22 protein-coding genes and 2 pseudogenes are annotated in these 20049 nt (G+C 41.5%); 12 read left to right on the top strand and 12 right to left on the bottom strand.

The window, feature by feature from the left end:
* Positions 1-4: 4 nt before the first annotated feature.
* The 6 genes from V7K49_RS01315 (at position 5) to V7K49_RS01290 (ending at position 2726) form a co-directional block, all read left to right on the top strand.
* Complete coding sequence (locus V7K49_RS01315) at positions 5-658, top strand: HAD family hydrolase (RefSeq protein WP_335204212.1); 654 nt, start codon at positions 5-7, stop codon at positions 656-658.
* Positions 658-840 (top strand): hypothetical protein, encoded by a 183-nt coding sequence (locus V7K49_RS01310; protein ID WP_335204211.1) that lies wholly within the window; start codon positions 658-660, stop codon positions 838-840. Before V7K49_RS01315 ends, V7K49_RS01310 begins: the two co-directional genes overlap by 1 nt.
* Before the next feature lie 9 nt (positions 841-849).
* A complete protein-coding gene (locus V7K49_RS01305) occupies positions 850-1140 on the top strand; it encodes a hypothetical protein (RefSeq protein ID WP_335204210.1) in 291 nt (96 codons plus the stop codon).
* 321 nt (positions 1141-1461) lie between these two features.
* The gene (gene hpxZ, locus V7K49_RS01300; RefSeq protein ID WP_335204209.1) at positions 1462-1863 is read left to right on the top strand and encodes an oxalurate catabolism protein HpxZ; all 402 of its coding nucleotides are present in this window, start codon (positions 1462-1464) and stop codon (positions 1861-1863) included.
* Positions 1860-1985, top strand: coding sequence for a hypothetical protein (locus V7K49_RS01295; RefSeq protein WP_334869601.1), 126 nt, complete (start codon positions 1860-1862; stop codon positions 1983-1985). Before hpxZ ends, V7K49_RS01295 begins: the two co-directional genes overlap by 4 nt.
* A 93-nt stretch (positions 1986-2078) precedes the next feature.
* Positions 2079-2726 carry a class I SAM-dependent methyltransferase gene (locus tag V7K49_RS01290; protein WP_335204208.1) on the top strand — a complete coding sequence of 216 codons (648 nt, stop codon included), beginning with the start codon at positions 2079-2081 and terminating at the stop codon, positions 2724-2726.
* A gap of 519 nt (positions 2727-3245) precedes the next feature.
* On the opposite strand, the gene hisC is transcribed toward V7K49_RS01290, so the two are convergent.
* Positions 3246-4331 (bottom strand): histidinol-phosphate transaminase, encoded by a 1086-nt coding sequence (gene hisC, locus V7K49_RS01285; protein WP_335204207.1) that lies wholly within the window; start codon positions 4329-4331, stop codon positions 3246-3248.
* A gap of 246 nt (positions 4332-4577) precedes the next feature.
* On the opposite strand from hisC, the gene V7K49_RS01280 reads away from it, so the two are divergent.
* The gene (locus V7K49_RS01280; protein WP_335204221.1) at positions 4578-5198 is read left to right on the top strand and encodes a pseudouridine synthase; all 621 of its coding nucleotides are present in this window, start codon (positions 4578-4580) and stop codon (positions 5196-5198) included.
* Positions 5199-5497: 299 nt separating this feature from the next.
* Here V7K49_RS01280 and V7K49_RS01275 read toward each other — a convergent pair whose 3' ends face one another.
* The 3 genes from V7K49_RS01275 to V7K49_RS01265 form a co-directional block, all read right to left on the bottom strand.
* The gene (locus V7K49_RS01275; protein WP_335204205.1) at positions 5498-6967 is read right to left on the bottom strand and encodes a PQQ-dependent sugar dehydrogenase; all 1470 of its coding nucleotides are present in this window, start codon (positions 6965-6967) and stop codon (positions 5498-5500) included.
* Positions 6968-7323: 356 nt separating this feature from the next.
* The gene (locus V7K49_RS01270; RefSeq protein ID WP_334869591.1) at positions 7324-7692 is read right to left on the bottom strand and encodes a PPC domain-containing protein; all 369 of its coding nucleotides are present in this window, start codon (positions 7690-7692) and stop codon (positions 7324-7326) included.
* Between the two features lie 52 nt (positions 7693-7744).
* Positions 7745-9121, bottom strand: coding sequence for a calcium-binding protein (locus V7K49_RS01265; protein ID WP_335204203.1), 1377 nt, complete (start codon positions 9119-9121; stop codon positions 7745-7747).
* A gap of 968 nt (positions 9122-10089) precedes the next feature.
* Between V7K49_RS01265 and V7K49_RS01260 the strand changes: the two genes are divergently transcribed.
* A complete protein-coding gene (locus tag V7K49_RS01260; RefSeq protein ID WP_334869587.1) occupies positions 10090-11121 on the top strand; it encodes a VOC family protein in 1032 nt (343 codons plus the stop codon).
* Positions 11122-11306: 185 nt separating this feature from the next.
* Complete coding sequence (locus V7K49_RS01255) at positions 11307-11597, top strand: hypothetical protein (protein ID WP_335204202.1); 291 nt, start codon at positions 11307-11309, stop codon at positions 11595-11597.
* A gap of 184 nt (positions 11598-11781) precedes the next feature.
* On the opposite strand, the gene V7K49_RS01250 is transcribed toward V7K49_RS01255, so the two are convergent.
* Positions 11782-12513 (bottom strand): hypothetical protein, encoded by a 732-nt coding sequence (locus tag V7K49_RS01250; protein ID WP_334872841.1) that lies wholly within the window; start codon positions 12511-12513, stop codon positions 11782-11784.
* 526 nt (positions 12514-13039) lie between these two features.
* Here V7K49_RS01250 and V7K49_RS01245 point away from each other — a divergent pair.
* Both V7K49_RS01245 and V7K49_RS01240 read left to right on the top strand, forming a co-directional pair.
* A complete protein-coding gene (locus V7K49_RS01245) occupies positions 13040-13642 on the top strand; it encodes an ABC transporter substrate-binding protein (protein WP_335204201.1) in 603 nt (200 codons plus the stop codon).
* 128 nt (positions 13643-13770) lie between these two features.
* Positions 13771-14985, top strand: a complete 1215-nt coding sequence (locus tag V7K49_RS01240) for a glutathione S-transferase family protein (RefSeq protein ID WP_334872836.1) — start codon at positions 13771-13773, stop codon at positions 14983-14985.
* A gap of 218 nt (positions 14986-15203) precedes the next feature.
* Here the strand turns inward: V7K49_RS01240 and V7K49_RS01235 are convergent, their stop codons facing one another.
* From V7K49_RS01235 to V7K49_RS34460, 7 genes and pseudogenes are all read right to left on the bottom strand, one after another.
* Complete coding sequence (locus V7K49_RS01235) at positions 15204-15329, bottom strand: hypothetical protein (RefSeq protein WP_335204200.1); 126 nt, start codon at positions 15327-15329, stop codon at positions 15204-15206.
* Between the two features lie 40 nt (positions 15330-15369).
* Positions 15370-15534: pseudogene (locus V7K49_RS34465) on the bottom strand (DUF3011 domain-containing protein); the annotation flags it as partial.
* Positions 15535-15902: 368 nt separating this feature from the next.
* Positions 15903-16286 (bottom strand): hypothetical protein, encoded by a 384-nt coding sequence (locus V7K49_RS01230; RefSeq protein WP_335204199.1) that lies wholly within the window; start codon positions 16284-16286, stop codon positions 15903-15905.
* A 421-nt stretch (positions 16287-16707) separates the two neighbouring features.
* A complete protein-coding gene (locus V7K49_RS01225) occupies positions 16708-16971 on the bottom strand; it encodes a hypothetical protein (protein ID WP_335204198.1) in 264 nt (87 codons plus the stop codon).
* A 130-nt stretch (positions 16972-17101) separates the two neighbouring features.
* Positions 17102-17425 (bottom strand): hypothetical protein, encoded by a 324-nt coding sequence (locus V7K49_RS01220; protein WP_335204197.1) that lies wholly within the window; start codon positions 17423-17425, stop codon positions 17102-17104.
* 287 nt (positions 17426-17712) lie between these two features.
* On the bottom strand, positions 17713-17892 hold the full coding sequence (locus tag V7K49_RS01215) for a chlorophyll a/b-binding protein (RefSeq protein WP_190892099.1): 180 nt from the start codon (positions 17890-17892) through the stop codon (positions 17713-17715).
* Positions 17893-18013: 121 nt separating this feature from the next.
* Positions 18014-18157, bottom strand: a pseudogene (locus V7K49_RS34460) (CHAT domain-containing protein); the annotation flags it as partial.
* A 90-nt stretch (positions 18158-18247) separates the two neighbouring features.
* On the opposite strand from V7K49_RS34460, the gene V7K49_RS01205 reads away from it, so the two are divergent.
* The gene (locus V7K49_RS01205; RefSeq protein WP_335204196.1) at positions 18248-19930 is read left to right on the top strand and encodes a DUF262 domain-containing protein; all 1683 of its coding nucleotides are present in this window, start codon (positions 18248-18250) and stop codon (positions 19928-19930) included.
* Positions 19931-20049: the final 119 nt, after the last annotated feature.

Below are 20049 nucleotides of genomic sequence, written 5' to 3'. Positions count from 1 at the left end.
AGATATGCCTTCCTCCGCTGTCCTTTTTGATTTAGATGGGACATTAACAGATCCCAAGCTTGGTATCACTCGCTGCATTCAGTATGCTTTATCTGAACTCGGTTACAAAGTACCAGATGCTGACGAATTGCATTGGTGTATTAGTCCACCACTGAAAGACAGCTTTTCGCAGTTACTGAAGACCTTAGATGGCACAGTAATTGAACAGGCTATTTCACTATATCGTCGTCGCTTTGCCACCATTGGATTATTTGAAAACTCCCTTTATCCCCAGATTCCAGAAATCCTAAAAGCCATTCGTTTTGCTGGTTATAAAACTTTTGTTGCGACTTCCAAGCCATACATTTATGCTATGCGGATTATTGAATATTTTGGCTTGCCGTTGCTTTTTGATGGTGTTTATGGTAGTGAACTTGACGGAAGTCGAAGCGTTAAAGGCGACTTAATTCACCATATTTTATTAACAGAAAAGCTTTTAGCCTCCACTGTGGTGATGGTAGGCGATCGCTCACATGACATCATTGGAGCCAAGCACCATCACATTGCTTCAATTGGCGTTACCTATGGCTATGGAACTGAGGAGGAATTGAAAGCTCATGGTGCTGACTTGATTGCTCATTCTCCAAGTGATATTCCCAGACTTATAATTCGTAAATAATGCCGCCATCTTTAACACTTTTCCATAGTTTACTTCTGTTTAGTACCGCTTTCATTGCAGGCGGGTTAAACGCTGTAGCGGGTGGTGGAAGCTTTATCACCTTTCCAACTCTTGTTTTGATTCCTCTAGGTGGAATTATCGCCGATCGCACCAACCGCCATCGCATCCTGACTATCGCCTAGATTCTGGGGATGCTTCAGTCTTTGGCTCTGACTTGGCTGGCATTGAATGGTACTATTAACGTCTGGCAGATTGCACTTCTTGGTGTGCTGCAAGGGATAATCAACGCCTTCGATATTCCCACCCGACAGGCATTTCTACCAGAAACAGTCAGTAAGGAAAATCTTGGTAATGCGTTGGCGCAGCCCGCCGTAGGCATCGCCTTGTACTCCTCCCTGGTTAGCGTTTCAGTAATGCTTGGCCCTGCGGGAAGCCGCTTTGCGTCTACATTAAAAAAATTGACTTTGATAACAGATTTTTAGCCTTAACCCAAGCGTATCGATTTAGGGACTTCCAAATAAAAAAATGTCCCAAAGCTGACGCAAAAACCCTCTCATTTCTCCTCTCTCTGTGTCGCGCCAGTTGCTTCTCCTAAGGGAGACGCTGCGCGTAGCTTGCTTCCCCGCAGGGGTACAAGTCGGGGAACCGCAAGGGCGCACTGGCTTCTCTGTGTCTCTGTGGTAGCCTGCGGCAAGCCGCTGCGTGTCTACGTTTATTTGGATAATTTATTTCTTGGAAGTCCCTTATGCTCAGGGTGCAATTACGTGTTACGAATTAACAATTACGAATTAGAGCGAAGCGATATGACTACCGTAAATGATCCTACTACTGTAACTGAAGTAACTGATTTGTACCTCAAGTATGAAGAAGCCCTTTGTAATAACAATTTGGAGGTGATGGATAGCTTGTTTTGGGATGCGTCAGAAGTGGTGCGGTTTGGGATCACAGAAAACCTCTATGGCAGCGACGAAATTCGTAACTTTCGCGCCTCTCGTCCAAGCCCGAAAATAGAGCGAGAAATCTCAAATCTCAAGGTTGTAACCTTTGGCAAAGATGCAGCAACAGTAACTTTAGAGTTTCGCCGCAATATTAATGGTGTAGAACGTTTCGGGCGACAAAGCCAGACTTGGTATAGATTTCCCGAAGGATGGAAAGTGGTTTCAGCCCATGTTTCATTATTGCCAGTGGGAATTTCAAAAGTATGACTAGCATTACCGAAATTGCCCTAAATATCTATCGCATCTCAACCTATGACCAAAAAATAGATATGCAATTCATCCAGTTTCTAGTGAAGGACGAAGAATCATTATTGTTTTATGCTGCGTGAAGTTTTAGTTGGCCTCCAAAATGGCATAGACGAATAGATCCGATAAAGTAATTTTGGCTCAAATATCCTCGGATTATTGCCACATAAATCTGCGTGATAGCAAAAAGAGGCTATTCTTACACTGGTGTCGATATCTCTGAAAAAATGCTAGCTGAGTTGCACCAAAAGCTAGAGGGTGTGTCTCACAAACTTACAGCAATCAAGGGAGATGCAACTTCTCTACCATTTGCTGACAACTCTTTCGATGTGGCGTTGACAGTTCATGTGTTTCACTTGGTTTCAGCTTGGAAGCAAGCATTAGCAGAAATTCGTCGCGTCCTCAAGCCAGGAGGAATTTACCTCTACACTCACGGTAATATGAATTTCAGCAAAGTTAATGAAGATGTAAATCAGGGTAGGTTCGATTTTCAGCAACGTTGGCAAGATATTATTGCTAGCTATGATTACCCTTTACCTGGCTATGGTGCAACACAAGAAGAGGTTTTAGGTGAGTTGCGCGAACAAGGAGCAAATTTGGAAACAGTGGTTGCAGCCAAATGGCAATCTGAACTGACTGTAGGTAAATTGCTTGAATATTATAGAAACAAGGTTTATGGCAATACCTGGCACATCCCGGATGATATCTTTGCCCGTGCAATTCAAGATTTGCAAGACTGGGCTTTGCAACACTACGGCTCTTTAGACTACGATTTGTCTGGTGAAAGTAAGTTCAAGATTGTTGTAGTAAGCAACTGGGCTTAATACAGTTTTGCGTAGAAGCGTAGCGTTTTGAATGTAGGGGAACACATTAACATTTGTTTGGAATGCATTGGCATTGTATCGGGATACATTAACAATGCAAGCCGATGCATTAACAATGCAAGCCAACAAATTAAAAATGTAAGCCGATGAATTAACAATGCGGCCGACGCGTTAACAATGCAAGCCGATGCATTGGCATTGCAGGGTATTACCAAATTTAATTCGCTATGAATTAATGAAAAACTTCTTGCAACAAGCAACTTATCAGAAGCAGAGAAGTCAAAATTCAAGGCGTAGCCGCGGTTTTAGATCCTCTTGTTCTCATACAATTTCTTTGTGAGGCTGCGCCAAATTTTCTTTCTTTCTTTTTTTCTTTCTTTGTGTCCTTCTCTACGAGACGCTACGCGAATGCGCCCTTTGCGATTTGTTCCTTATATAGTCCCGAAAATGTTGGGTTTCGTCCCTCAACCCAACCTACACTGGTTTTGGTTTTTGGCTTTAACTGAATGGTATTGGATTTTAGATTCTCTCCTCCCCATCTCCTTTATTCCCAGTCTCTAACAAATAAAGTAACGCCTCCACTAAAGCCTGATTTTGTTCATCGGTGCCAACAGTAATACGTAATTTATCATCTAGTCCAGGCTGCTTGAAGTAGCGGATTAAAATTCCCCGGTCCTTCAGTTTTTGATAGAGATATTCTGCATTTTCTTCTCTTGGCTTTACCAGCAAAAAGTTAGCTTGAGAATCCCAAATATGAAAACCTAACTGTTTTAAGTCTGTTGCTAGCTGATTCCTTGATGTTTTAATCTTTGCGACACAAGCATTTTTATAAGCTTGATCGGTGATGGCAGCAGAGCCAATTGCACAAGCGATCGCATCAATGTTATAGCTATCCTTCACCTTAAACAACCCCTGCAACAGTTTGGGATTCGCCACCCCAAAGCCCAGCCGCAATCCCGCCAATGAGTACCCTTTAGAAAGTGTGCGAATTACGATGACGTTTTCGTATTCCTTTACTAAAGCCAATGCATTCTCTTCGGTAAAATCTACATATGCTTCGTCAATCACTAAAACGCCAGATAACTGGCTGGCTAATTTTCGTAGATCATTTGTTGCCACTACATGCCCCGATGGACTATTAGGCGACGCAATGAATGTCACAGAACCATCGACAGCAACCAGTTCTTTTAAAGGTAAATTGTAGTCCTCGCTGTAGGGAATCTCAATAATTTCCGCAGCTTGCATTTCTGTTAATGTGCGATATAGGACATAAGTTGGCATCGGATAAACTACTTTCTTGCCAGGTTCTGCACAGGCTCGAATTATCACACTCAACAATTCGTCACTGCCATTTCCGACAATGATCCAATCACTAGGAACTCCTAAAACTTTGCTTGCAGCTTGCCCGAACTCCCCACCGAAAGGTTCTGGATACCGGCGCAGCCACTCGCCATCGATATTTTTTAGCACAGCTAGTGCCGCAGGAGAAGGAGGATAGGGGTTCTCGTTACTGTTGAGTTTAATGATCTGTGTACCGCGTTGGGGCTGCTCACCGGGAATGTAGCTAGCCATTGCATTAACATTGGAGCGAAAGTAGTTAGTCATAGGGCACTTGTACTGAGCGGCGTCGAAGTATTGGGTGCGTATCTTAAGCAAATTTCAACCCACAATTTCTGACGATATCGTTTTTTGTCGTTTACATCAAAAAATACGGCTTACAAATTATGAATTATGAATTATCAAGAGATGCCAGATAAATGGAATCCAGAGACTCTTAACGAGGTGACACAAGCCTTTAAGCTTTTCTTACTGCCCAATGCCCAATGCCCAATGCCCAATGCCCAATGCCCAATGACAAATCATTACCGATATATTATTTTTTACAAACCCTATGGCGTTCTCAGCCAGTTTACAAAAGATGCTCCCACACATAGCACCCTGAAAGATTATATTGATGTACCTGATGTATATCCTGTAGGACGCTTAGACTGGGATAGTGAAGGGTTACTGCTGTTAACGAACGATGGGCAATTGCAACATCGCCTCGCCCATCCGCGTTTTGGTCATAAACGTACTTACTGGGTACAAGTAGAGCGAATTCCAGATGCAGATGCAATAAAAAGGTTGCAAACAGGTGTGGAAATTCAAGATTACCGCACTCAATCGGCAGAAGTTAGGCTCTTACCAGAAGAGCCAGAGCTACCTGAACGCACCCCGGCGATTAGATTTCGCAAAAATGTACCGACAGCTTGGCTGGAAATGACTTTGACAGAGGGAAAAAACCGCCAAGTACGGCGCATGACTGCGGCTGTAGGGTTTCCGACTTTGCGACTGGTCAGGATCAGCATAGGCCACCTACAATTAGATGACCTACAATTGGGTCAATGGCGCGATCTAACTACATCTGAGCTCCAATTTCTGCATAATTTCAGTAAATCGAAAAGTTTTCCTCCAAAGGCGAATGCTCTCTAACAGGAATAGGATTTTCTATTGTGAGCCAGCGATTTCCAGTCTGAGGGGCATTTTGCACATTTGGGATGCGATGTCTACGACGGTCTACGCCTACGCATTCTGGCTATATCAACCAAAACTTTGAACAATATAAACTAAATTGAGATTTACTTAGAGTACTCCAAATAAAAAAATGCCCAATTGTCATTGCGAATGGAGCAAAGCGTAATGAAGCAATCGCAAAGACTTTGAGATTGCTTTGCTACACTACGTTTCGTACCCTACGGGAAGGCTCCGCCTACGCAATGACGGATTTTGGATCATTTATTTTTTGGAACACTCTTAGTGGGCATAGAGATTTCCCAAATTCCTTGAATCCCACCGTATTCCAGAACATAAATCTTATTGCCGATAATCTCAGTATCAATGGGATTGCTAAAGCCTTGGACAATGCGCTTGGCTTGAAGTTGATAGTTGGTAGTTCCTACTTTAATCAATTTCAAATCCAACAGATCTTGGCTGGGATCTTTAAAAGGGCCTGCTAGTGTTTCGCCAGTGGGGTCGCCTGGTGTCCAACCCAATACGAATCCATTTCTGTTGAATTCCGGACTCATTGCTCCTTGTGTTTCAAAAATTAACCCCAAAGGAGAACGGTGTGCTGTAAAAGTGCTAAAAGTTTGCCCAAGAACATTAGCGTCTTTGACTTTGCCATCTATAGGATCGCGGAAACTGTCTGCGTCCGGTCCCAAATTACGAATTGGTTCAGTCAGGGTGATGTTAGGCCGAGCCGGAAAGCTTGGATCGTTATAATAGTAGCCTTTTGTAACTGCGCCAAATTTAGGATTTAGCAAAAGGTCTTTGAGAGGATTATAATTCGGGAATTGTTGGGGATTGTCTGTCCCGCCTATACGCCAGGGAAAGCCGTAATGATGACCTAGACGTAGCCAATTTAATTCTTCTGACATGTCGCGATCGGGACCATTTTCGGTGCCAAACAAATCTCCATTAGACGCAAAGGCCATATCGAAAGTATTGCGTGTTCCTTCTGCAAAAATATAGCCAGATGTCTTTAAGGTTGCTCGATTGTTTGCAAGAAAGAGATTTTGGCCATTACTAGGAAGGCGGAGTATACAGGCGGTTAATCCTACTTCGCGAGTATTGGGATATAGACCACCAGCAGACTGAACCTCACCATGATCGGTACGAGAACCGCTATTCACATAGATAAACTTACCATCTGGGCTAACAACCACGCCGTTGAAGCGATGGTCATAGGCTGTTTTGCTTTTGGGATAGCCTGCACTCGTAGCCAAAACAGACCAGATGCGAACTCCTGTACCTGAGTTAATTACGCCTTTAACAATAATTGCTTTGGTCTGGTCATTCACAAGGTCTGCATTGCCAACTAAATAAATTGTCCCGTCAGGACCAATAGCCATACCTTGAGTTTCACCTACCTTATGATTACTAGAGTTGTACACAAGTGTACTAGTAGATAAGGCTAAATTAACTTGATAAATCTCACCATTTCTTTTTAAGTAATAGAGGGTATTGTTTCGTGGATCTTTTGCAATCCGAACAGAAGGAGAGATCGTCGATAACGTAGACATAATCTTGCGAATCTTAATATCAGAACGCAAGGCTTGAGGTGCAGCATTTACTACACTAGTGCCATTATTTAACATCACTATTGTAAATAACAGTGTTTTGGCAACTAAAAAGCACCCTTTGAGAACCAAATTATCAGCAAATCTACGTCTAACTTGGTTGAATGATTTAGTGCTATTCATTATTTTCTTCATAAAATAGTCAGATGATTTTGTGGCTAAATCTTGTTAATCAGGGAAAAAGCTTTAGAAATTACCGGATGAAATGAGCAATGGGTACTGACTTGCTAAACAATACTTCTCGGTTAAGCACTTTTAACTCGGAATCGGGTTTTGGGAAAAGGTTAAAGGGTAAGGGTTAAAGGTTTTTTCTTCTCCCTTTCCCGTTACCCTTTTCCCTTTAACCGAGAAGTATTGACTTGCTAAATAATCTCTTGTTGGGTAAAGGGGAACACGGCAACGTGTTCCCCCTTACCAAGAGGAAAAGTATCCTTGAATCTGCCTTCTGATGTCAGGACTTTCTTAAGTTGACAACGTTCTTATGCCAAACTGACTCCTAGCGTATAAGTAAAATCTGGGTTAGAGGTTCTACCAGAGAAAGTTCCGCCATTTTCAGGCAAGAAAGCAAATTTACTCACTGAAATGGAGTACGTACCTGCACTCAGTGAAGCGGTGATTAATGACTCCAAGTCACGAGGAACGCCATTATCATCGTTACTTTGTAATAAAGTTCCAGCACTGTTAAACAGACCGAGAACTGTATCTCCGGATGTCACCGTACTGATAGTGACAGTTCCCGGATTTGCTAAAGAAAATGTAAAAAAGTCGAAATCGTTATTGCCCCCCGGTTGAAGTGTTACTAACTGGGCTGAAAGATTAACGTCTGAGCATGATGATAAGGAACCCAACGCTTCAGCGTTGCCGAGTGTGTTGTTTGTACCTTCTCCAGCATTTTCCCGCTCATAAAAAAGTGAAGTTGTTACTACTAAGTGTGAGACCCACTACCCCCTGCACAATACCTATGATTTCATCTTGCTCTGCTCCCGGTTTGTCTAAGAATATTCGTGTGTTGCTTCCAACAACTTGCAGACGGTAGTCCTGTGGAAGTCCATTGAGTTCAATTCGATCTTGGCTAGGGTCGAAGTCAGTAATAGTAGCCAAGTCCCCAAAACCAGGATTCGCAGTATTGTTATCGTCGTAGAAAGCATTTACAGCATCCCCCAAGATAAATCTGTCTGCCCCAGGCCCGCCAGTCAAGTTATCAGTTTCCCCTAATCCAGGTGGAAGCGGACTACCAGGGAAAACACCGATGAGGATGTCGTTTCCAGACCCTCCATTGAGTATGTCATTGCCTGGCCCGCCCTGTAGACTATCATTGCCGTCACCACCATTGAGGATATCATTGCCATTATTACCATCTAGAGTGTCATCGCCTCCTCCACCATTCAAAGTGTTGTTAGAAGTATTACCAAAAAGGAGGTTGTTAAGACTGTTACCTGTCCCGCTGATGTCGCTACTTTCCGTCAGCCTCAGATTCTCTATATTGGCGCCTAGTGTGTAGGTGACAGAAGACCGGACGATATCTGTGCCTGAATTAGCAGCCTCAGTAATGATGTCAGTAGCAGTGTCAACAATGTAAGTGTCGTTGCCTGCTCCCCCATTCAAGGTGTCAGTACCTGTGCCGCCATCAAGTGTGTCATTGCCATTATTACTGGATAATCGGTTATTTTGATTGTCGCCAACAATGATGTCATTTGCATTTGTGCCGATGACATTATCAAAGTTGACTACAGTAAATGGCAATCTTCCCAAACCAGGAACGTTATTGGCAGCCAAACTTTGGGTTTGCAGGTTAACGGTGATAAATACCCCAGGCAAAGATTGAGATGCATCTATGGTGTTGTTGGCAACATTAGCATTAGCAATAACCTTTTCTACTTTAAAGAGTTGGTCTTGCCCTAATCCACCAGCTTTTTGAATGGTTCCAACACCTAACAAGGTAATAGTTTGACCTAGTTGACTGTAGTCTGCGGTATCAAAGCCATCTCCACCATTAATGCTGTCGTTACCCAGACTGCCTTTGAAGGTGTCGTTTCCTGCACTACCGATTAAAGTATCGTTTCCTGTGCCTCCATCAAGTGTGTCATTGCCATTTCCACCGATTAGACTGTCGTTTCCTGTCCCACCAGCGAGGGAATCGTTACCATCTGCACCATTCAAGGTGTCGTTACCGGAGGTACTATTGGCATTACCACCAATAGCCCAACCAACTATCGTGTCATTTCCCGAAGTCCCAAAGAGATTGTCAGGACTTGTAGTGCCGAAAATAAATGCCATGTTATTTCTCCTGAATTTCTCACGAATACGTAAGTTCAGCCTCAATCAAAGAACTATTCATCAGTTCAATGTAGATTACTTGCTATTTGGGTAATCCTATTTACAAAACATTAATTATTGATTTGGTTACGGATTTCCAAATAAAAAAATATCTAACTATTTATTGTGGGCTGGGTCGAAAAACCCGGCTTTGGTTACGGGCGAACGAGACACCTACTTTACAAAATTAGACAATTTATTTCCTGAAAATGCCTGAATGGATTACCCAAACGGTAAGTAATTAGGTCAAATATTTTGTTTTTTTCTCCAAATTTTTTTTAACCCAGCTGTAATTATTTAATTATCATGAGCGAAAGGTTATGTAAACTTCTTTACCAAATCTTCAAAATCTTAAATAAATGCAATTTATAATACATTGAAATCTGCTTGTAACCTTTAATCAAATATTTTTTCAAAACTACTGATTTTTTGGTAAATTTTGCGATACTTTTCAGCTTAAGGTGGTATTGTCGTTAAGTTAGATTTCAATATCAAATTTTTTGGTAAAAAAAACACTTTTATATTACAGAAATGCTTTGTCAAATAGATAATTTAAACTTATAGCTTACTTTAGAGAACTTGGTAGCTTAATAATACTTAAGCTTTACATAAATTTTATAAATTTTTACAGCTATTTTCAGGTAAATAGACCACGCCCTATAGGCACAGCAATGCTCATACGTGTCAACTTAAGATAAAAGCCAGTCTAGAATCAGCTTTTAGAAATTGTCTCGTCAAGAGTCTCTGACTGGGAATACCTAATGAGAGCTGGAGCCTCTTAACTAGTGGCAGAGACGCAATGAGGCGACTTACTTAAATAAAAACTGCTGTAAAAAGTCGTTTTGAATACTCGAATCCTTGCTTTTCTCTCGTTCCTATGCAGAGCATGGGTACGAGGAAAACTAATAACTCCTAACTCAGCACTGATTATGACTCAAGAACAACAAACTGCAATTGAAGGGATCTATGAAGTCTGTATCGGCATCCCAGAGCCAATTTCTGCAATTCAGTATTGGGAGCAATTTGGCTATCGCATTGGTCAAGTGGGTGAATTAACCGCAGATGTAGCCAATCAATTATATGGGGTGAATTCATCTTTACGCTCAATCCGCCTCTGCCATCAAAATTCAGATCATGGTTTGATTCGGCTGATGGTTTGGCAAAACCCCACGCATCAAGGTTTGGGAACAGCGTCGATGAAAATTAAAGGAAATCGCTGGGCAACAAGTTTAACGGCGGATGTTTTAACTATCTTAAATCATATAGAGGATGCAAAAGCCGCAGGTTTGTCTATTAGGCACACTAACCCTTATTGGGAAGTCATCTACAACAAAGAGAGGAAAAGCCGTCCTTTTATTGAGCCAGCAGTTGGTGTGCGAGAAATGCTGCTACTGCAACCCTTAGCTCGACAGGTTTTATTTCAACGGTTTGGCTATACACTGCCAGATTACGGACAAGTTAACCATAATGCTGCTCTCAAGGCTAGTCAGTTTACCCATATGGGAATCATCGTTCAGGATGACAGCAAAGAAACCCTAAAGTTTTATGAAGAAGTTTTGGGTTTGCTGCGTGTGCGTGATGGTGTCGAAACTAGTTATGAATCTTCGCCAGCAGGTCGAGAAATTTTTGACCTTAACCCTGGTGAAAAGTTTATTGTCACTACCTTTGATGATCCCCGTTCTTCTAAGTCTGACCTGATGGCTGCACGCAGTGGTAGGCTTTACATCATTCGATTCCCAGAAGATATTAATTTAGAATCGTGCTTTGAGGCAGCCCAACCAGGTAGCTTGGGTATGTCTTTATATACCTATCGAGTTAAGGGAATACAAGAGTATTATGATCGCATTAAAGCAAGTACTGTACAAAAAGTTACAGACATCATTAGTAATGAGTTTGGCGAGACGAGTTTCTCCTTTGTTGCACCAGATGGCTACTTCTGGACTTTGCTAGAAGGTAATTAACTAGTGCCAGAGGGGCAGGGGGCAGAGGAGCAGGGGAGAATAACTAATACTTCTCTACGAGAGGCTGCGCCAACGGCTTACCTCGGCTCCGCTCGGCACAAGTCGCTCAGTACAAGTGCTCAATACCCCATGATTAATGACTATTGAGCAATCCAATTTTTATCTTTAAACACTAAACAGGTAAATTGAGAAGCCAATATGCCTTTTTGCTTGCTGAATCTACCGAAATCAGAAAGCAATCAAGCCTTTTGGGTAAGCAGTATGCATTTTTACTTGCTGAATCTACCGAAATTAGAAAGCAATCAAGCCTTTTGAGTAAGCAATATGCCTTTTTACTTGCTGAATCTACTGATATCAGAAAGCAAACAGGCAATCATAAGCAACCACAGCTTTACCCCATAACGACAGTATCTCCTATTTATGTTGATATCAAAGAGAATATTGATACAGTAAAAGAAAATCCTACAGTTGGCTGACAATTCTTTTGCGATCGTATCAAAGCAAGTACTGCACAAAAAGTTACAGACATCATTAGTAATCAGTTTGGCTAGATGAGTTTCTCTTTTGTTGCGCCAGATGGCTACTTCTGGACTTTGCTAGAAGCTAAGTAGCCATGATTGGTTAATTTGCCGGACATCATATGATTATCTGGACTTGATATTACTTTTCAGATACATAGATTTTCAGTTGAATGCTTTCTCTCAAGCTACTAAGGTAAGCTAGTAGCGCATAAATAAAAATCACAATTCCGACCATTTCCAAAGACTCTTCAACAATTATGCCAGTTAACGCTATTATGGTACGTCGCCCAAAATCTATTCTCAAAACTCCACCCACCATTTCCATACCTAAGCCTCCACCCACATAAACAATTGCGGCAATCAGAAATAAATACCGAGTCTTGTAAGGGAGATGGAGCAAAAATTTTAGATATTTAAATGCAAAAACTCCCACTAAAACAATACCAGGGATAACCCAGGTTTCAAAAAATACAGGATTGAGATGAAGCGATTCTCGCACTGACGGAATGATCAAAATCTCGTGAAAACTAAATGCTTCATCCAAACTCAAATATAAAAATATCAAAGATAGAGTTTTCCAGTAAACAAAATAGCGGTCTTTCGTCTTCATAGCGGTAATTACTTTAAGTAATCCCGAACAAAATAATAGAGTGAATGAAGAATACCAGGCAGGAATATTAAATTCTCCATCTAGGCTAAATAGTTCGTAAAACCATTTGGAAGCTGGGAGGGGAAACTTCGAGAGCCAGAAATAGCCACTTAGAATCCCTGCTAAGGTGAGGCACATAACTGTGACACTTAAACGTCGAGCAACTGTTTTAGCACTGATATGAATTGGTAACTCCACAATATCGCTTGATACTTGCTGCATAGGAATATTGAGCTAATTTTCTCTATGTCGAATAATTAAGAGGAAATTATCTCATGTAGCCAAATGATATAAGCGAACTGTTACAGAACTTTCACTACCGAAAACCCTAGATTTTGAATGGAATTGCTAATACAACTGTATAAAATTTATCTCAATAATACCCTGTAAGTGGGGCAGCCACTTTAACATTACCACAAGCCCCATTTGTCGATTTTCTCGGCTTGGCGATCGCGATCGTTTCAGCCATTTTAGCTATTTGCTTAGGCATCAATGCTGCATGGCTTATTTCCGGCTCCCCTTCTCCCAAATTTGGGAGAAGGGGCTGGGGGATAAGGGTTTTTTCTTTTCATACCGAAAGAACTACAGTTTTCAAGGTGGACGCAGTTTAAATCTTGCTTTCAAACTATTTTCATGTGATAATCACTATTAACTCCGGCAAATTTACAGATTTACCGGAGTTAATAATTAGAGTTTGATAATTCAGGTTTTTCTCAGTTTAAAAGCTATAAACATACCAGTCTCTAGCTTGAGGGCTGCTATCTATAAAAAGTTTGCTGACCTCAAAGGTAAGAAAATCGGCTATGTCAAAGCGACTACAGATCATTACTTCCTGATTAAGATGTTGGCACAAGAAGGATTGACGCTCAAAGATGTTAATGCCGTGGCGCTAACTATTCCAGACGGACTCTCTGCCTTCACCAGAGGTGATTTAGATGCCTGGGCTACCTACGGTTACGCAATCCAGCAAGCCCAGAAAGACGGAGCCAAAGTACTCAAATCAGCGAAAAATATTCTCTCAGGCAATTTTACGATTGTCGCAGCGCCGAGTGCGATCGCAGACTTCCTCTGCCGCATCCAAAAATCGCAAGATTGGCAAGCATCGCATATAGACGCGTGGTCAAAGAATTATGCAAAAGCAATCGGAGTTGATGAAACCCTTGTCCTCAAAGAGGCCAAAGAGGGGTTAAAACAGCGGCGATCACAAGTGCTGCCGATTTACCCACAAGCGATCGCTTCCCGGCAAGATGTAGCCGACACATTTTATCGTGCAGGCGTCATCCCAACGAAAGTTAACGTGAAACCTTTATGGGATGGAAGCTTCACTAATGCGATTAATCAATGCAAATAGTCACTCAAGGGTTTTACTGACAATCGGAGCCTCTAAATTATACATCCTTGTAATGGTTAAAATCTTTCTATCTTATATCGTTGGGATAATGCCTAACCTACAAAAGTTAACTTAAACTCAGGTGAAATATGTCAATTCAAGACACAGTATCTAATTGGGAACAACTGTTAGAAATTGCTCAAAAAAATACCCCTGCTCGACGGGTGCGTAGACCAGGACAGTCCCCTTCTACCGCTCCCATCCCTAGCAGTCTTCATAAACTGCCTCCAGAGACAGAACCACCAGTACTGCTCTACCGGGATACTAACTCTTGGTGTCCATTTTGCGAACGGGTTTGGTTTGCTCTCGAAGAAAAAGAAATTCCCTTTGCGACAGAGTTTATCGACTTGACTAACAAACCTAAATGGTATACCGACCTAGTTCCGACAACCCTTGTCCCGGCTGCCAAAATTGAGGGAAAGTTAGTCTATGAGTCCAAAGACATTCTGTTAGCATTAGAAGAACGATTTGGGCCTACCTTGCTTCCTGAAGACCCACAGGAAAACGCCGTTGCTAGGCAGTGGCTTGAGGATGCTGAAACCAATGGTGTACAAATCGCCTACAAATTCCTCAGACAAGCCCCTGAAGATCCTCATGAATTAGCAAGTTTAAAGGCAGCTTTTGAAGCAAAATTAGACGAACTGGAGCAACTTCTCGGAAAGTATCCTGGCCCCTACTTTTTGTCAACCTTTAGCGTCGTAGATATTACTTATAGCCCCCATTTAGACCGATTGGCAGCTAATTTACCCGTTTATCGGGGATATCAACTCAAGGGAAATCCCCGGTATCCTCGCATCAACGCTTGGTTTGAAGCACTCAAACAGCGTCCCGCCTATCACCGCGTCAAATCGGATGATACGACCAACAATTTACTCTTGCGTCGCAGATGGGGCGTGACACCAATCGGCAATCCCTTAGCCCCTGACCCAGCAGTTAGCCAAGAAATCCAATTTCGGGCAGAAGCGGCTGAGAGGTTGACTGATAACCGAGAAGTTGCTTTAGGAGACATCCTGAAAAACTCCGGGGTGCAAGCATTAGCGGTCAATGACGACACAACAGCCGTTAAAGAAGCGGTTGATTTTCACCTCAGATTGCTGGCTGACTATCTCATCAATGCGAATGGTGCAGCATTACCGTGGGGGCGCGTGGGCGGCAAAGACAATGCCGATCCGATTGTGTCTGCGGTTGGAGCGATCACACTCGCCTATGTGAGAAATCGCATCTGTGCGCCACGCGATATGAGTGCTGGTGCAGCAACTGCATTCCGGGCAGCAGCAGATAAGGTGTTGGCATCTCTTTATTAGCGATCGCTGGTGATATGATGTCCAGTAAATTACTTGTGATTCCTGCGTGACCTCTCAAAAGCAACCCCTCCCCTACTAGCAGGGGAGGGGAGCCGGAGATTGTAACTTTAGCTAGAATTTTGGTGTTGCTGATTGAAAGTAGGAATTAGTCTGATATCACTCCAGATATACCTTGCTGAAACCATTGCTGTACAAGAATTACAGGCAATCGCATCTAATTAGACAGTTTCGGTACGATCACCCCAAATACCAAATTTCCTATCTGTCATATCTGCCGTTTCTGTCATATCTGCCGTTTCTGCCGTTTCTGCGATCGCCAACTGAGAACTCAGCTCGGCAACCATTTCTCACCCAAATACGATTACCCCTATAGCCCCAATTTCCTCTACAACTGGTGTCAGACAATTGCCTAACAAGCCTCACTCTACCTCTAGTAGGTATTGAACAAGTATTCCTGTGATTATTCTGGCTTGAACAAGTGATTATCTCCTGAGCTGAAGCGGGAGCTGCAACGCCCAAAAGTGTACCTATACTAATGCTGGCAACCATGAAGGTGACAGCAACTATGGGAAGACGCATTACCATATTCAATGTTAGACCTCTTCAAAAATTAAAAAATAAAAACTATAGTAATTGTAGCGAACTGTATTAAAAGCCAATTTTCAAATCAGATTAAATGCAAATAATCTTTACATTTTCAACAGCATTAGATGTAACATTTACCATCAAATAAATAACCACTATTGAAGTTTTAATTTAGCTTTTCAAGGATTTAATCTGGTAGTAACCCAATCTCCGAAGATATTTAATAGATTTATTTCAAGGATAATAATGGCATTGATTTAAGCAGATTTATACCAAAAAAAAAGGAGAGTATTGCTACTCTCCTAAGATAATATGAGCGAGAATTTCTTTTCTTAATGATAAAAGCGAGCTTGACGTTCACGCAATTCACGAACATGTCGTTCATGAGCTTGACGTTCACGCCATTCATGAGCGCGTTGTTCACGAGCTTGACGTTCACGCAATTCACGAGCGTGTTGTTCACGGACTTGACGTCTGTATTGAACTTTACTGTTATTAAAAGCTACAGTATTACGATTAAAATGATCATGCTCAAATTTAAATTCAGCAGCATTAGCATTTTGAGAAAAAGCAGCAATTGAAGCAGCTGCTAATAAGCCTCCAAGTAGAATAGATTTAAAGCAGTTCATATATCCTTTAATGTGCCTTGCATTACTTGATTTGTACATTCTCAATGTAATCGGAATAATCAGACACACGCCTGTGATAAAAGTCATGTTTAAATAGTTACTTTTGTCACTACTACTAGGATTTATATTTGATTTTTGAAATCGGATAACGGTCAAAACCTGACCTGAGATAGGTTATACCCTCAGTATGCCTAGTAAAACTCAAGTCGGATTCCTATATTAGAGGTGATTATTCAAAACCATCCCAAGCGATCGTAGGATAGAGTATTGGTCGTTTCAATCCCTAATAGGGATTTTAGGTAATTGCAATTTGCGATCGCCGCCCTACCCGATGCTAGTGATGAACAGTTTCAATCCCTAATAGCATTTTAGGTAATTGTAATAACGGAAGCGGCCGAATTACTGGGATTCACCAGTTTCAATCCCTAATAGGGATTTTAGGTAATTGTAATAAGTCTGGTATTAAGTCTGATATCGCTTCGTTCCGTTTCAATCCCTAATAGGGATTTTAGGTAATTGTAATCGCTGGTTTCTGAAAGCCTTGCCATGTTTGATTTTCAAGGTTCGGTTGCGCGAATGGACAAATCCTAACACCAGGAGTTGTGATTTGGCTAAAGGCAAATGGCTGAAAACTAGTCCCCATAAGGTGCGCGGATGGTTTAGAAATGCGTAGGCGTAGCCCGCCGCAGGCATCGCTCTTAAGTGCTTGCATATAGGGCAATTCAGCCATTTTTGTAGTCACCCCTTCCCCAACACCTACCCATCCGCGCATTCAGCAAAAAAACTTATCTGATTGGAAAGCTGCTTACTATAGATATCTTACTCGATTAGGTTAGCTGACTTCAGGGTAATGCCTGGGTTTGGCTATGCCTACGCAATACCAGCACCCCCCATGACCAACTTTATTTGGCAGCGTCTTCAAAATCTGTTATCGCATAACCAAACTCCCTAAAAGCTGTTTTAATCAGAACTTCTTTCGTTGCTCTCTCCAGTGAAGAATTGCGTATGAGGTCTGTCAATTCTATGAACAGTAGAGAAAACATAAAACGATCTTGGCGGTCAACTTGTTTCAAGCAGGACGATATAAACTGATAAAGCTCTGTTTTTCTAGGTTTGGTTTGTTCTTCCCATATTTGTAAACCAAGCCGGAAGGTTCTCAAGCGGATTTCATTTGTATTGAAGGACGCGTCTTTGTAGCGGACTGATACGCGTTGGGGTAGTTCCATGAGTTTTAGCTATACATATTCAATGTAAAGTAATTATTCACTTATATTTTGGTTCAACCGGAAAAATCTGATATTTAGCTTGAAAATAGGTGACAGGGAAAGAGATTTTCAATCTGATATCTCCGTTGAATTGCCCATAATAAGAGAACCTCACCCCGCCTGTAGCTTTAGCTACAGGCTCCCCTCGCCTACTAAGGCAGGGGCTAGGAGAGAGGTTACGTAGGAATCACAAGTAATTCACTAGACATGAGATGAGTATCAGGTAAAGGCGAAAAGCCTACATCAATTTAGAGGATGCCCCAGAAATGGAGTAAGCCTTGACCAGAAAAAGCTTCAATCAAAATCGCAGATAGAAAACCAATCATTGCAAGACGACCGTTCCAATTTTCACTCTGAGGAGTGAAGCCAAAACGCACAGCATTAGGATCTTCTGAAACAATAGGTGCAGGATTCTTAAAACCTGACATGAGTAAAACTCCAAAGTTCAAGTGTTGTAGCAGTTGTAACTGTCTGTAAAGTAATGTAACAGATGTTTAAGAAAATGCAACATTGAGTGAATAAAGAAAAGCTGAAGAAAAATCTGCTCGACATATCTTCTCCCAGTCCGGTTTTACAGGCGGTGAGTACTAACAGTTCTGCTTGCAGGTTGAGGTTAAAAACATCATGCGATCGCAAAAAGCCATTTTGTGGCATTCCCTTGTCGTCAAATAGCGATAACACTACTCCTGATATCAGTCTGGCGATCGCAGTAATTAGTGAGTTAAACTGCGTTTGATTAGGGAAATTTGCATCAGATTATACTCAGGGAGTACTTGAAATTTTATGCCAGTAGCCATTCACGCCACACAGAAAGCACTATTAAAGGTTTTTAGTAACGACTTTGCATTTTCCATACCGGCTTATCAGCGTCCTTATGCATGGACAAAAGACCAAGCAAGTGAGTTGTTAACTGATTTGTTGTCTTTTTTAGGGGATGGTTCAGAAGCTATAGCTGATGCCAACCCTTATTTTTTAGGAAGTATAGTTCTGATTAAAAGTGAAGATGCTCCTAAAGCAGATGTAGTGGATGGTCAGCAACGTCTGACGACTCTCACAATTCTTTTATCTGTTTTACGAAGTTTATTCATTGAAAAGAATGCATCAAGACTTACAAAATATATTTATCAAGAAGGTGATGAGTTTGAAGGAACAGACGATTGTTATCGCCTCAAGTTACGAGAAAGAGATGAAGATTTCTTTCGTGAGTATGTACAATGCGAAAACGGGTTAGATAAACTTCTTAAACTTGATACTTTCCAGTTAACAGATAGTCAAAAAAATATTAAAGCCAATGCAAGTTATTTTCTTGAGCAATTAGGTCAAATTTCTGAACAACAGCGAATTCGTTTTAGTCAATATTTAATGACGTGCTGTTTCTTAGTAGTTGTTTCTACGCCTGATCTTGACTCTGCTTATCGTATATTTTCTATTCTAAATGCGCGTGGTCTAGACCTCTCGCTCAGTGATTTCCTGAAATCAGAGGTTCTTGGAGCAATTCCTCAATCTCAACAGGAGAAATACACAAAAATCTGGGAATCTGAAGAAGAAGATTTAGGTAGAGAGAGGTTTCAAGAACTATTTGCCCATATCCGCATGATTGATCGTAAGGCTAAACCGCGTAAGACAACTCTCAAGGAATTTCGCGAAGATATATTGCCTAAGATAGAGCCACAGAAATTTATTGAGGAAGTATTAAAGCCTTATTCTGATGCTTTAGAAATTATCAATACGGCAAATTACCGAAGTGATAAAGATGCAGAAACGATTAATTCTTTGCTTCGATGGTTGAATCAAATAGACAACTTTGATTGGATTCCCCCAGCAATTCTCTATTTTTCTAGAAATAGCCATAATCCTGGTAAATTAAACCAGTTTTTTACTTATATTGAGCGATTAGCAGCAGGCTTATTCATTTTGCGGGCAGACATTAACGACCGGATCGGACGGTATGCAAAACTTATTACCGCTATTGAAGGAAATGTCGATCTATATGCACTTGAGTCACCCTTACAGCTAACTCCTCAAGAAATCAATCGAATCATTAAAACGCTTGATGGAGATTTATATCTTATCAAGCGAATTAGGCAATATGTTCTTCTGCGCCTTGACTCTACGCTTTCTCAAGGGGAAGCGAGGTACGACTATTCAGTTATTACAGTTGAACACGTACTTCCTCAGAACCCAAGTTTAGGCAGTACGTGGCTTCAGTGGTTTCCGAATGAAGAAGAACGCATCCAGTATGTACATCGCATAGGTAACTTGGCGTTACTCTCTCGAAACAAGAATGCCGAGGCGCAAAACTACGATTTTGATAAAAAGAAAGAAAAGTATTTTGTTGGCAAAAAAGGTATTTCTCCTTTTGTTCTGACAACCCAAGTTTTACAACAATCTGAATGGACTCCAGCAGTTATTGAGCAGCGACAAGAAGATTCTTTGCAAAGCCTGAGAAAAATATGGCGGCTGTAAGTGCGATCGCTAATCTTGTCGATTGGGTTGACGCTAGAAAGTATCGACTTGCAAAAGTCAATTTTCTGAAAATGAAAACACAGATGGATACAGATAAACACTAATGATTTATCCGTATC

It is taken from the genome of Nostoc sp., assembly GCF_036919675.1.
Lineage (GTDB): Bacteria > Cyanobacteriota > Cyanobacteriia > Cyanobacteriales > Nostocaceae > Nostoc.
Note: the sequence above shows the minus strand (reverse complement) of the source record. Positions and strands in the feature narration are given on the sequence as shown.